Raw genomic sequence first — 12,695 nt, 5'->3', positions numbered from 1 at the left:
GACCTTAGTACGAGAGGACCGGGTTGGACGGACCGCTGGTGAACCTGTTATGCCGCCAGGTGTACGGCAGGGTAGCTACGTCCGGGATAGATAAGCGCTGAAAGCATCTAAGTGCGAAACTAGCCACGAGATGAGACTTCCTCATAAGGGCCGTCGGAGATGACGACGTTGATAGGCCACAGGTGTAAAGGTTGAGAGACCAAAGCCGAGTGGTACTAATAACCCGAAGCTTTCCAATGCGGATAGTACTGTTGTCCTCTCTCTTTTTTGATCCTTTCTTCCAATAACATGTCAATGCCAGCCGGCATTGACAGTAGTATTTAGTATTTAGTAGTTAGTATTTAGACTGCTGCATGCGTGCTACATACCATGTCAAATATATCAGAACAATATCTCATAAAGATCTTCAGGTGCCTATATCGGCGGTGTCCACCTCTTCCCATTCCGAACAGAGAAGTTAAGCCCGCCAGAGCCGATGGTATTGCCGTAACAGGTGGGAGAGTAGGTCGGCGCCTAATTTTACAAAGGAGCCCCGTTATCGATAGATGACGGGGCTTTCTCTTTTTATGCACCCTACGCGTCATTGCGAGGAACGAAGCAATCTTCCCGCATGTCATGCTGAGCGTAGTCGAAGCATCTACATGTGGCATCCGTACAGATCCTTCGACTGCGCTCAGGATGACAAAGATTCGATCACAGCATTACAAAGGGCGCCGCATATCCAAAGATTGCTTCCTCGTACCTCCTCGCAATGACGGAGGGCGCCATAGGTCTAACTACTAAATACTAACTACTTAATACTAAAAAAAACTCTTTGAGTTTTTGTATCTTTGCAACCAATGGGTACACAACTAGATAACGGGGTTAAACCATATAACCATTATGGGGCTTACCTGAAGGAGAAATATGCGGGGCAGCGGGTTTTTAAGGTCATTGTGGATGGTAATTTTACCTGTCCGAACAGGGATGGCAGTAAAGGCTACGGGGGATGTACCTATTGTAATGTGGATTCTTTTACGCCGGATACGGCTAGGAAGATCCCAAGTATAAAGGAGCAGGTGGAGAATGGGATTGCTCGTGCGCGCAATAGTTATGGTGCCGAGAAATTCATTATCTATTTTCAGCCCAATACCAATACCTATGCGCCGACTCATCTGTTGAAGATGATGTATGATGAAGCCTTGAGCATCTGTCCGGAACATACCCTTGGTTTATCGGTGGGTACAAGACCCGATTGTTTGGATTTTGAGAAGATTGCTCTCTTGGAGAGTTACACCGATAGGTTCGATGTGGATCTGGAGATGGGGATGGAATCCATCTATAATGAAACACTGGAACGCATTAATAGAGGTTGCTCCCACGATGAATTCAATCATGCCATGAAGATGTTGGAGAACACCAATCTAGACCTTTGTGTGCACACCATCTTTGGTTTTCCTTGGGAAACGGAAGAAATGATGTTGAAATATGCGGAGGAGATCAATAAACATCCAAAGATCAAGTTTGTTAAACTGCATCATTTACATATTGTAGAAGGTTCGATCATGGGTGTCAAATATAAACGGGAGCCCTTCGAATTGTTTACCATTGAAGGTTATACCGAATTCCTTGCGAAATTCATTCCTTTATTGAGACCAGATATTATTATCCAACGGATTTTTGGAATAGCTGATAAAGAGCTTTTGATCGCTCCAAATTGGGGATTTCCAAAATCAGGGATACAGACAAAGATCGATAAGGGATTGGAAGAACTGGGTGTGAAACAAGGTTCAGCCTATGTTCCCGAAGCAATTGTTTAAGAACTGTATTACTTATATAAAACATAAAAGAGGGCTGAAATCAATTTCAGCCCTCTTTTATGCTTTAAATGTAACTTAAACTTTTTCCATATTATTTACCTAAAACAAGTTTCCTTAAGTTAGCAGATAGCGATCTATCGCTCCACAATAGACTTCAGATCCGCAGGAGAATAATAGATGGATTTCAAGGTCTTGTCATCGCCTTCACGGAACACCAAATATTTACCATCAATTTCTTTATAATAAGAATCCACTCCTTTTGCTTTGTAGTGTGCTTGGGTTTCGATGGCTTCTTGTTCTGTTGTGCAGGCTTTGCTCATATTGGAACGCTGAACTTCATTGAATAGATCGTTGAATTTATCCTTCAATCCGAATTCCAGGATGGCACCCGACAATACATATTGAATATCGCAAAGGGCATCCGCAATTTCCACCAAATCCTTATCATCGATGGCCTCTTGAAGCTCTTTCAATTCTTCGGCAATCAGGGAAACTCGTAGCTTACACCGAGCTTCTGAAGGGATGGTTGGTTTATCTAGAATAGGATGTTGAAAGGTAGTATGGAACTCAGCAACTGAAGTTAAACATTTTGGGTCTGTCATAATAATTCAAATTTTATTAAAAATACGAAAGATAGCGGAATTTATGAAAAATGAAAGGGCATCAATTCCAGATTATACAATAAAAAAAGGCACTTACGTGCCTTCTTCTATTATTTCATTAAGTGTTTCAACTGTATGATTTCTTTATCATCCAAGTATCTCCAACGTCCGCGAGGAAGATCTTTTTTGGTCAGGTTCGCATAGACCACACGGTCCAATTTAACCACATCATAACCTAAAGATTCGAATATACGACGAACGATACGGTTTTTACCAGAGTGGATCTGAATGCCTACTTCACGTTTGGAAGCACCCATTACATAACTCAGATCATCAGGTTTCACAAAACCATCTTCCAATTCCACACCGAATTGGATCTTATTGAAATCACCTTGTGTAAGGCTCTTGTCCAACTCCACATTGTAGATCTTGCTGATGTTATTTCTTGGGTGGGATAATTTTTCCGCCAGGTTTCCGTCATTGGTCAACAACAGCAATCCTGTGGTATTTCTATCCAAACGCCCAACCGGATAGATTCTTTCCTTGGTCGCTTTGGATACTAATTGCATCACCGTTTTGCGCTCCTGAGGATCATCCGTGGTGGTAATATAGTCCTTTGGTTTATTCAATAACACATAGACCATTTTCTCACGCTTCAAACGCTCATCATTGTATCTGATTTCGTCTTTTGCAGGATCTACCTTGGTGCCTAATTCCGTTACGGCAACACCGTTCACAGAAATTACACCAGCTTCGATCAATTCATCCGCTTTACGGCGTGAACAAATACCTGAATTGGCAATATAACGGTTCAAACGGATCAAGCCATCATCTTCAGGCTCAGCGAATGAACGCTCTTGCGCAGGTTTTCTTGTTCTATAAGTTGTTTTTCTGTCGCCACGATCTTCGCGCTTTCCAGAAAATTTACTGTCTCTGTCAAATTTCTTATACCCACCTTCAGAACGATCTCTTCCTTCTGAACGGTCGAATTTCTTATCCCGGTCGAATTTCTTGAAACCTGAATCTCTTCCTTCGGAACGGTCAAATTTCTTGAATCCTCCTTCCGAACGGTCTCTACCTTCCGAACGGTCAAATTTCTTATCCCGGTCGAATTTCTTGAAACCTGAATCTCTTCCTTCCGAACGATCAAATTTTTTGAATCCTCCTTCAGATTTATCGAACTTCTTGAATCCTCCTTCTGAGCGATCTCTTCCTTCGGAACGATCAAATTTCTTATCGCGGTCGAATTTCTTGAAACCTGAATCTCTACCTTCAGATTTATCAAATTTCTTAAATCCTCCTTCCGAACGATCGAATTTCTTGAATCCTCCATCACGGTTATCGGAGCGGCCAAATTTTTGGTCTCTATCGTTGTTACGGAAATTGTCGGATGAATTACGGTTGGAATCTCTTTTTGCGTTAAAAGAACCTTTATCGGATCTTTTACGGTCTCCAAAGCTTTCTGAGTTGCTTCTGTTTTTTCTGGACTTGTCGTCTCGACTGTTCCTGTTGCTACTAAATGGCATAATTTTCAAAAAAAATTGAGCTACAAAGATAGCTATATTAATTGATATTAATTGATTTTACTCTTTTTTATTTGTAAATGTTTCAATGTCCCTTATAAGGTGTGTTAGAGGCTTTTTAAACGGTTAAAAACTGTTAAAACTCATAACTATTTGGTAGATAACAAAATATGTCTTACCTTTGGAGCTTGATTTTCACCAAGCTGTCTTTTGATCGGTATTTTACGCGTGGATAGGATAGCAGTAAGGGATTGAATGATAAAAAAAAGAGTATTATGTTGTAGTGCACTTTTGACTGTAATGTTGTTGTCAAAACTGTACTCAAACCCACAGCCAGACATGGTTTCGGACCCTTTTAGAAAGGCGTTAAACCATTCAATGAAAACCAATGTAGCAACAACGTTGGCTGAATTGAAAAAGAATGAAAAGGATGATTTTTATTCGAGCATCTCATTCGCGAATGAAGAGATTCCATTGGAACAAGAAAGCGTTAAGCGTAAATTGGACAAGTACCTGCGCAAGTTTTCTTATTTAGAGCGATCATCGCATCAGATTCATCGCAAGGCGGACCAACTCCTACCTCGGATCGCCAAAATCCTCAAAAGCTATGGTATTCCCGACGATTTCAAATACATTGCGGTAGTTGAAAGTAGTCTGAATCCTGGAACTACATCGCATAAAGGCGCAGGTGGTTATTGGCAATTCATGCCAGCTACTGCAAGGCTTTATGGATTACGTGTCAACGGCAAAGTGGATGATCGTTTAGACCTAACCAAATCTACCCACGCAGCAGCACGGTACCTGAAATCACTTTATAGTGAGTTTGGTGACTGGACCCTAGTAGCTGCAGCCTACAACGTGGGCGGTGGAAGCCTTCGCGGTTCTTTAAAAAGACAACGCAAGGACAACTATTACGACCTAAAATTAAATGCCGAAACAGCCGCTTATGTCTACAAAATCATCTCCATGAAGACGGTTTTGGAAAAAGGCTAAGCCCTCAAGAAGAACAATCTTATTTATTATATATGCAAGGAAACCCAAAAGGTTTCCTTTTTCTATTTATTCCTTTCTGAAAAGTAAACAAATTTTACCCTGTCATAGGAATGTCACGCAAATCTTCTGTCATGTTGGTAAATTTAAAAAGTGTTTATTAAATTTATTAGTGATTGCGTAGCACATCTAACCAATGAAAACGGAAAAATAACCTGCCTATGGCCTATCTGAGCGCATAACTTAAAAAAGTGATTCATATCATTATTTCTTGCTTCCTATTATCATTAGAATGTCATCGTGATACTGCTACTTTTGAACAAGTTAACTTAATATAAAGAATAATGCAGGTAGAGCAATTTAATTATGACAACAAGATTGTCAGAGATTTTGGAATCGCGACTGTAATCTGGGGAATCATCGGTATGACGGTCGGCCTAATCGCTGCATGTCAGCTGGTATGGCCGGAAGTCAACTTCGGGTTGCAGTTTACAACATTTGGTCGGATTAGACCATTGCACACCAATGCTGTGATTTTTGCGTTTGTGGGAAATGCAATCTTCATGGGAGCTTATTACTCCATGCAACGGGTGCTAAAAGCTAGGATGTTTAGCGATATGCTAAGTAAAATCCATTTCTGGGGATGGCAATTAATCATTGTAGCCTCCGCAATTACCCTTCCTCTAGGTCTGACCACTTCGCATGAATATGCGGAAATGGAATGGCCGATCGATTTAGCCATTACCATTATCTGGGTGGTTTTTGGTGTTAACATGTTCGGTACTATTATTAAACGTAGAGAACGTCATATGTATGTAGCCGTTTGGTTCTACATTGCCACGTTTGTAACCGTTGCTGTACTGCATATTGTTAACTCTGTACAGTTGCCAATTTCGATGTGGAAGAGTTATTACGTTTATGCAGGTGTTCAGGATGCCTTGGTGCAGTGGTGGTATGGCCACAATGCGGTTGCATTCTTCTTGACTACCCCATTCTTAGGGATGATGTACTATTTCTTACCTAAGATGGCTAACCGTCCTGTTTATTCTTATAAATTAAGTATCCTTCACTTTTGGTCGTTAATCTTTATCTATATCTGGGCAGGTCCTCACCACTTGTTGTATACCTCGCTACCGAGCTGGGTACAATCTTTAGGTGTGGTGTTCTCGATCATGTTGATCGCCCCAAGTTGGGGAGGTATGATCAATGGTCTATTGACCCTTCGTGGAGCATGGGATAAAGTTCGTACAGAACCTACATTGAAATTCATGGTAGTCGCATTGACCTGTTATGGTATGGCTACTTTTGAAGGACCGATGCTATCCCTAAAACAAGTAAATGCGATTGCGCACTTTACTGACTGGATCGTTGCCCACGTTCACGTAGGTGCTCTAGGTTGGAACGGATTCATGACCTTCGCCATCTTATATTGGTTGATCCCTAGAATCTATAGAACTCAACTATATTCTAAGAAATTGGCGAATACCCATTTCTGGATCGGTACATTAGGTATTCTTTTCTACGCTATCCCGATGTATTGGGCAGCTGTTGTACAAGGTTTGATGTGGAAGGACTTTACACCAGAAGGTGTATTGAAATATCCTAACTTCTTGGCAACTACCTTAGAGATTCTTCCAATGCACATGATGCGTGCGGTAGGTGGTTTATTGTACTTATCTGGAGTAATTCTGATGACCTACAACTTGGTGAAAACCATTAAAACAGGATCGCTATTGGCTGATGAGCCTGCTGAAGCACCAGCTCTAGAACCAGTAGTGGTTACAGAAAGAGCACAACACCGTCGTTTAGAGCGTAAGCCGCTTTTATTCATGGTGCTATCCTTGATCGCTATCTTGATTGGTGGTTTGGTAGAGATGATCCCAACTTTTACGGTCAGCAGTAATATTCCGAAGATCGAATCGGTTAAACCTTATACCGCCCTGGAATTGACAGGAAGGGACCTGTATATCCGTGAGGGATGTGTTAACTGTCACTCACAAACTATCCGCCCATTCCGTTCGGAGACCGCTCGTTACGGCGAGTATTCCAAAGCAGGGGAGTTCATTTACGATATGCCATTCCTTTGGGGATCGAAACGTACTGGACCAGATTTGCACCGTATCGGTGGTAAGTATCCACATAAATGGCATTATGACCATATGTTGGATCCGACCATCACATCACCAGGAAGTATCATGCCTCCATACCCATGGTTGATCGATCAGGAGATCAGTTATAAATACTTAACTGCGAAAATGAAAGCCATGAGAAATCTAGGTGTTCCGTATAGTGATGACGAGGTGATCAACGCTGTTGAACATGCGCAGGCACAGGCAGCAGCCATTACGAAAGACCTTGCAGCCAACCAGGTTCAAGTAGAACCTACGAAGGAAATTGTAGCCATGATCGCTTACCTACAACGTTTAGGTACGGATATTAAAGCTGCTCCAGCGAAAAAAGAGGAAGCAGCAGCATCAAATGGTTCTAATTAATGACTATCTAAAAAATTAAAAGCTATGTGGAAGCAAATTACTGACTTACATGGGGACGAGATTTATATGATAATCTCCTTGTTGATCTTCTTAACATTCTTCATTGCGGTTTCGATCATGTTGATCCGGATGAAAAAGAGCTTTGTTGATTACATGAAAGAACTACCGTTTGAGGAGTCTGAAAATGAATTGAAGAACTTACCTGAATCGAAATAATTATGAATTTTATAGTATTATTGGCAGACGCGGCACCCTCAACTGATATGACATTGGGGACCGGGAATATGTACAACGATATCTTTTACTTGGTTGTGTTCCTGGTGTTGTTAGCTGTTTTGATAGCGGCCATCGCCATCAATCGTGCCTTACGTTCCATGCTAAAGGTGACTATGCCGGAGGTGGTAAAAGAGGAAACTCGTTTAGCAGCGGAGAGAAAGGCAGCACGCAAGAATTACTGGCGTGGCGCGTGGAACTATTTCATGGGGCTAAAACCTATGGAGCAAGAAAAAGAATTGGTTATCGATCATGAATACGATGGTATCCAAGAATTGAACAACCCCATCCCGGTATGGTTTAACGCCTTGTTCTATTCCACCTGTTTATTCGCGGTGGTCTATCTATTGATCTACCAGGTCTTTGGTATCGGTTTGAACCAGGATCAGGAGTATGAGCAGGAAATGGCAAAAGCAGAAACGGAGAAACAGGCGTTCCTTGCGCAATCAGCCAATCTTTTTGATGAGAATTCCATCACCATCGATGAAACAGGGATGTTGGCAGCCAATGGTAAAGCGATCTTTGCCACCAACTGTGTAGCCTGTCATGGTGGAGCGGGTGAAGGCGGAATCGGTCCTAACTTAGCCGACCGTTTCTGGATCCACGGTGGGGAGATCAAGGACATCTTTAAGACCGTAAAATACGGTGTGCCTGATAAGGGTATGGTGCCTTGGGAGCAAACATTGACTCCAGCACAGATTGCAGAGGTAAGTAATTACATCATAACTTTAAGGGATACCAAACCTGCCAATCCAAAAGGAGCGGAAGGTCCTGAGGTGGTGAAGTATGAAAGTGAAGGAGGGTCTGCTTCCTCAGAAGCAGCAGCGACTGATAGCACAGCCACTGCAAATTAATCAAGCAAATTTGTATCAATAATATCATGGGAATAGTAGTAAGTGAAGCCGGAAAACCAAATCAACCTGAAAAATCGAAAAGACAATGGATCTACGCCAAAAAGCCTGGCGGTAAGCTCTATAACTATCGACAGGTGGTCGGTTATGGCTTACTACTATTCTTTTTCTTGGGACCCATCATTAAAATAAATGGAAATCCTTTCTTGATGTTCAACATCGTAGAAAGGAAATTCTCCATATTTGGGAACCTATTCTATCCACAGGATTTCCATATCTTCCTTTTTGGAATGCTCATCGTGATGGTGTGTATCGTGCTGTTCACCGCCGTGTATGGCCGAGTCTGGTGTGGTTGGACTTGTCCGCAGACCATTTTTATGGAACTGATCTTCCGACGGATTGAATACCTTATCGAAGGAGACTGGACACAACAAAAGAAATTGAATGAAGGACCGGATACCGATGCGAAAGCCTGGAAGAAAGTGCTCAAACACAGTATCTTTCTGCTGATATCCTTTGCCATTTCCAATCTGTTTCTCGCCTACATTATCGGCGCAGATGCTTTACTCAAAATAGCAACCGATCCTATCGATCAACATATTGTAGGGTTCCTATCCATCCTTGTCTTTACCTTGGTCTTTTACTTTGTGTTTGCCTTTGTTAGGGAAATCGTCTGTACCCGAATTTGTCCTTATGGAAGATTACAGGGTGTATTATTGGATGATAATTCGGTAACTGTAGCCTACAATACGGCAAGGGGAGAACCCAGAGGAAAAATCAAAAAAGGGGATGATACCCCGAAAGGCGATTGTATAGATTGCCATTTGTGTGTACATGTTTGTCCTACGGGGATTGACATCCGCAAAGGCCCTCAATTGGAATGTGTTTCTTGTACGGCATGTATCGATGCCTGTGATGCTGTAATGGATAAGATCGATAAACCTAGAAGGTTGATCGGATTTTATACCCTGGCACAAGCCGAAGGAAAGGAAAGCATAGCAGAAAGCAAAAAGAAAAACACCCGTACTTGGGTCTATACTTTGATTTTGCTGGTATTAATGGGTATCTTCGGGTTTATGATTTTCAGCCGTTCGGATGTGGATGGTAGGCTTCTGCGCGCAAAGGGTAGTACCTATCAATTAAAGGACGATGGAACAGTATCTAACCTGTATACCTTAGAAGTATTGAACAAGACGAGTAAGGATATTGATTTCGAGCTGGTAAGTCCTGATCCTGGTGTAAGGATCCAGATCGTGAATCCTATTTCGCATTTGGCGAAAGAAGGAAGCGCAAAATTAAGTCTTTTCCTGATCAGGGATCAGAAAGATATCAAGACGTATAAATCTTATATTAAAGTGGATATTAAAGCAGGAGATAAGGTGATAGACCAAATGGAAACCACCTTTATTGCTCCGCCTAAAAAATAAATAAAATGAACTGGGGTTATAAAATAGTTTTTGGATTAGGGGCCTTTATGCTTTTCATAGTTGGCGCCGGTGTGTATATGGTCAGTAATGATTCCGATTCGTTGGTAGATCCTGATTATTATGAAAAGGGATTAAATTATGATGATACCTATCATAAAAAAGAAAACCTGCTGAATCACGAGGCGAAGCCTAACTTGCAGGTGACGAAGGATACTTTGACCATCACGTTTGTGGCAGCAGGGAATAAAGGTAATTTAAATTTCAAGCGACCGGATAATGGAAAGCTTGATAAAACCCTTCCTTTTGCTACCCAGACCAACCAGTTCAAATTGCCTTTGTCGAGTTTTGAGAAAGGGAATTGGAATGTAGAGATCGATTGGAAGAATGGTGACCTGGATTACCTTTCTGACCAGGCACTTTTTATACAGTAACAAGATGACCTATCACTATCTAGCGTTTTTTATGGGGCTGCTTGGTAGTATCCATTGTGCCGTCATGTGCGGGCCATTATTATTGGCTGTTCAGGCTGGGCAACAGGTTTCCTGGAAAACTACCTTCAACAAGCTTCTGTACCAATTTGGTCGAATATTTACCTATGGGTTACTGGGTTTGTTCTTGGGGCTGATCGGGAATGTGGCAGCTGTTCAAGGATGGCAACAGGTCTTTAGTTTGGTCACTGGTCTGATCTTGTTCGGCATTGGTCTGTTTTATATGTTCGGAAAATCATCGAGTCAATTGGCGGCTTTCCAAACAAAAGCTATTCAGCCTTTTGCCAAATTCATGGGCAAATGGTTGTATCGTCCCGGTGGGAGTTTTGTTGCCGGCGTACTAAATGGCGTACTGCCCTGTGGGATGGTCTATATGGCCTTGGCATCCGCCGTAAATGCCGATTCCATGCTCAATAGTTTTCTTTTTATGATCCTGTTCGGCTTAGGTACTTTGCCGCTTCTTTTACTATTTTCCTTTGCCGGTAATTTCCCAAGACGAATTTTTAAGAAGGGATTTAGTTCCGTACTGCCTGTGCTTTTTCTACTGATGGGGATGTGGTTTATCCTTCGTGGTGCCAACTTGGATATCCCTTATCTAAGTCCGTTATTACATGTGGATGGTGCGCTGAATTGCGTCATGTAAAAAATCTGTTTTCTTCCTAAACATTTTCTTTAGTATCTTGTCTTTCATAGACCAATATGAAGGAACATTTAGACACCGCTATATTATTTTTGGAGCAATGGGGATGGATCCCTATGCTGATCGTTTATATAGGTGTAACCATTACCATTCTGATCGAAAATCGCAATCCCACCAAGACCATTTCTTGGGTGATGGTGATCGTGTTTATTCCCTTTGTGGGCTTGATCCTGTATTACCTTTTTGGACAGAAGTTTTCCAAGGTAAAGAAGATGAAGCGGATCAACCAGGAACAGACCCTACGCCTCAAAAAAGAATTCCAGCGTTTGGAACCATTGATGCTTTGGTCGATCCGTAATATCCATGATAAAATAGGTGATCTGTCCCGGGTCTTTTCTTATTTGAAAAACGAAAAGCTCTCGACTCCGACTTTGAACAATGAATTGAAATTATTGGTCAACGGAGAGCAGAAATTCCCGCTGTTCCTCCAATCATTGGAAGAGGCTAAGCATTCCATTCATATGGAATATTATATTTTCGATGTGGATAATATCGGAATGCAGGTATTGGATCTTCTGGAGAAAAAGGCTGCCGAAGGGGTGAAGGTCCGACTGATCGTGGATAGTTTTGGTTCGCCGAAACTGGTGCGGTACATGCGGAAAAAGAAAGATTCCATGATTGAATTTCAACCTTTCCTGCCTGTTACTTTTACTTCCCTGGCGAACAGTAATTACCGGAACCACCGGAAAATTGCGGTGATAGATGGGTATACGGCCTATATAGGGGGTATCAATATTTCCGATCGTTATATTAACCCGAATGAATTTGGGCTCTATTGGCGGGATACCTCTGTAAGGATAAAAGGAAATGCTGCAGCTATGTTCCAGATCAGTTTCTGGAATTCCTGGAACCAGACTGAAGGGGAATCCTTCAACTTGGAAGATGGCTATTTCAAGGATACCGCTACGGTATCCGAAGAATTAAGTGCGGTTGCACTGGCGTCGAGTGATCCTGGATCTATCGGGCCATTCAACATGGAAGCATTGCTGATCAGTATTGGGGAGGCAAGTGAGCGAATCCAACTCTGTACGCCCTATTATATTCCGACGGAAGAACTGGCAACCGCCCTTAAAACCGCCGCCGCAGCTGGTGTGGAGGTAGAATTGATGATTCCGGAGATGGGTGACTCCTGGATTGTTCAGCATGCCTGTTACTCCTTCATCAAACCATTATTGGAACGAGGAGTCAAGGTTTATTTTTATAGCAAAGGATTTTTACATGCCAAGACGGCTATCATCGATGGTAAAATCGCATATGTTGGAACGGTCAATCTCGATTTCCGAAGTTTCTATATCAATTATGAGGTAGCTGCCGTGATCTCCAATAAAGAATTCTGCAAGGAGATGGAGGAACAGTTTGCCATCGATAAATCAAATTCTGTATTGATCACCGCTAGAGATTGGAAGAAAAGAAAGGCATGGAAACGGGGCATCGATTCCTTATGTCGTCTTTTTGCGCCCCTGCTCTAGGGAAAAGCTGTTAAAAATCCTTAACAGCCATCCGTCTTCCCCAAAAAATCGATATATTTAGCTTTTTGAAAACGAATTTTA

11 protein-coding genes and 2 rRNA genes are annotated in these 12,695 nt (G+C 42.0%); 11 read left to right on the top strand and 2 right to left on the bottom strand.

The genetic code is table 11. The features are described 5' to 3' along the window. The 3 genes from CRJ00_RS10385 to CRJ00_RS10375 all read left to right on the top strand — a co-directional run. Nucleotides 1-238: ribosomal RNA gene (locus CRJ00_RS10385) — 23S ribosomal RNA — on the top strand; the annotation flags it as partial. Nucleotides 239-406: 168 nt separating this feature from the next. After that, nucleotides 407-518: ribosomal RNA gene (gene rrf / locus CRJ00_RS10380) — 5S ribosomal RNA — on the top strand. Between the two features lie 321 nt (nt 519-839). Then, nucleotides 840-1,799: a TIGR01212 family radical SAM protein gene (locus CRJ00_RS10375; protein WP_099366807.1), complete on the top strand. Its 960-nt coding sequence runs from the start codon at nt 840-842 to the stop codon at nt 1,797-1,799. Nucleotides 1,800-1,933: 134 nt separating this feature from the next. On the opposite strand, the gene CRJ00_RS10370 is transcribed toward CRJ00_RS10375, so the two are convergent. Together CRJ00_RS10370 and CRJ00_RS10365 are read right to left on the bottom strand one after the other, a co-directional pair. Continuing rightward, nucleotides 1,934-2,401, bottom strand: a complete 468-nt coding sequence (locus CRJ00_RS10370; protein WP_099366806.1) for a nucleoside triphosphate pyrophosphohydrolase family protein — start codon at nt 2,399-2,401, stop codon at nt 1,934-1,936. Nucleotides 2,402-2,511: 110 nt separating this feature from the next. Continuing rightward, nucleotides 2,512-3,927 carry a pseudouridine synthase gene (locus CRJ00_RS10365; protein WP_099366805.1) on the bottom strand — a complete coding sequence of 472 codons (1,416 nt, stop codon included), beginning with the start codon at nt 3,925-3,927 and terminating at the stop codon, nt 2,512-2,514. A 375-nt stretch (nt 3,928-4,302) separates the two neighbouring features. Between CRJ00_RS10365 and CRJ00_RS10360 the strand changes: the two genes are divergently transcribed. The 8 genes from CRJ00_RS10360 to cls all read left to right on the top strand — a co-directional run bounded on the left by CRJ00_RS10360 (nt 4,303) and on the right by cls (nt 12,614). Next, nucleotides 4,303-4,917, top strand: a complete 615-nt coding sequence (locus CRJ00_RS10360) for a lytic transglycosylase domain-containing protein (protein WP_245153203.1) — start codon at nt 4,303-4,305, stop codon at nt 4,915-4,917. Nucleotides 4,918-5,258: 341 nt separating this feature from the next. Further along, a complete protein-coding gene (gene ccoN / locus CRJ00_RS10355; RefSeq protein ID WP_099366803.1) occupies nt 5,259-7,406 on the top strand; it encodes a cytochrome-c oxidase, cbb3-type subunit I in 2,148 nt (715 codons plus the stop codon). Nucleotides 7,407-7,430: 24 nt separating this feature from the next. Then, on the top strand, nt 7,431-7,622 hold the full coding sequence (locus CRJ00_RS10350; protein ID WP_099366802.1) for a hypothetical protein: 192 nt from the start codon (nt 7,431-7,433) through the stop codon (nt 7,620-7,622). Nucleotides 7,623-7,624: 2 nt separating this feature from the next. Next, nucleotides 7,625-8,533 (top strand): cbb3-type cytochrome c oxidase N-terminal domain-containing protein, encoded by a 909-nt coding sequence (locus tag CRJ00_RS10345; protein ID WP_099366801.1) that lies wholly within the window; start codon nt 7,625-7,627, stop codon nt 8,531-8,533. A gap of 26 nt (nt 8,534-8,559) precedes the next feature. After that, a complete protein-coding gene (gene ccoG, locus CRJ00_RS10340) occupies nt 8,560-9,957 on the top strand; it encodes a cytochrome c oxidase accessory protein CcoG (RefSeq protein WP_099366800.1) in 1,398 nt (465 codons plus the stop codon). Between the two features lie 5 nt (nt 9,958-9,962). Beyond that, complete coding sequence (locus CRJ00_RS10335) at nt 9,963-10,388, top strand: FixH family protein (RefSeq protein WP_099366799.1); 426 nt, start codon at nt 9,963-9,965, stop codon at nt 10,386-10,388. 4 nt (nt 10,389-10,392) lie between these two features. Continuing rightward, nucleotides 10,393-11,088: a sulfite exporter TauE/SafE family protein gene (locus CRJ00_RS10330; protein WP_099366798.1), complete on the top strand. Its 696-nt coding sequence runs from the start codon at nt 10,393-10,395 to the stop codon at nt 11,086-11,088. Between the two features lie 56 nt (nt 11,089-11,144). Beyond that, complete coding sequence (cls, locus tag CRJ00_RS10325) at nt 11,145-12,614, top strand: cardiolipin synthase (RefSeq protein WP_099366797.1); 1,470 nt, start codon at nt 11,145-11,147, stop codon at nt 12,612-12,614. The last annotated feature ends 81 nt before the right edge of the window (nt 12,615-12,695 follow it).

It is taken from the genome of Sphingobacterium sp. 1.A.4 (genome assembly GCF_002734245.1).
GTDB classification, from domain to species: Bacteria; Bacteroidota; Bacteroidia; order Sphingobacteriales; family Sphingobacteriaceae; genus Sphingobacterium; species Sphingobacterium tenebrionis.
Note: the sequence above shows the minus strand (reverse complement) of the source record. Positions and strands in the feature narration are given on the sequence as shown.

Coding starts and splice junctions, on each gene's coding strand:
- CRJ00_RS10350 (WP_099366802.1), top strand. CDS start 7,431: ATGTGGAAGCAAATTACTGACTTACATGGGGACGAGATTTATATGATA.
- CRJ00_RS10370 (WP_099366806.1), bottom strand. CDS start 2,401: ATGACAGACCCAAAATGTTTAACTTCAGTTGCTGAGTTCCATACTACC.
- CRJ00_RS10345 (WP_099366801.1), top strand. CDS start 7,625: ATGAATTTTATAGTATTATTGGCAGACGCGGCACCCTCAACTGATATG.
- ccoN (WP_099366803.1), top strand. CDS start 5,259: ATGCAGGTAGAGCAATTTAATTATGACAACAAGATTGTCAGAGATTTT.
- CRJ00_RS10330 (WP_099366798.1), top strand. CDS start 10,393: ATGACCTATCACTATCTAGCGTTTTTTATGGGGCTGCTTGGTAGTATC.
- ccoG (WP_099366800.1), top strand. CDS start 8,560: ATGGGAATAGTAGTAAGTGAAGCCGGAAAACCAAATCAACCTGAAAAA.
- CRJ00_RS10365 (WP_099366805.1), bottom strand. CDS start 3,927: ATGCCATTTAGTAGCAACAGGAACAGTCGAGACGACAAGTCCAGAAAA.
- CRJ00_RS10375 (WP_099366807.1), top strand. CDS start 840: ATGGGTACACAACTAGATAACGGGGTTAAACCATATAACCATTATGGG.
- CRJ00_RS10335 (WP_099366799.1), top strand. CDS start 9,963: ATGAACTGGGGTTATAAAATAGTTTTTGGATTAGGGGCCTTTATGCTT.
- CRJ00_RS10360 (WP_245153203.1), top strand. CDS start 4,303: ATGAAAACCAATGTAGCAACAACGTTGGCTGAATTGAAAAAGAATGAA.
- cls (WP_099366797.1), top strand. CDS start 11,145: ATGAAGGAACATTTAGACACCGCTATATTATTTTTGGAGCAATGGGGA.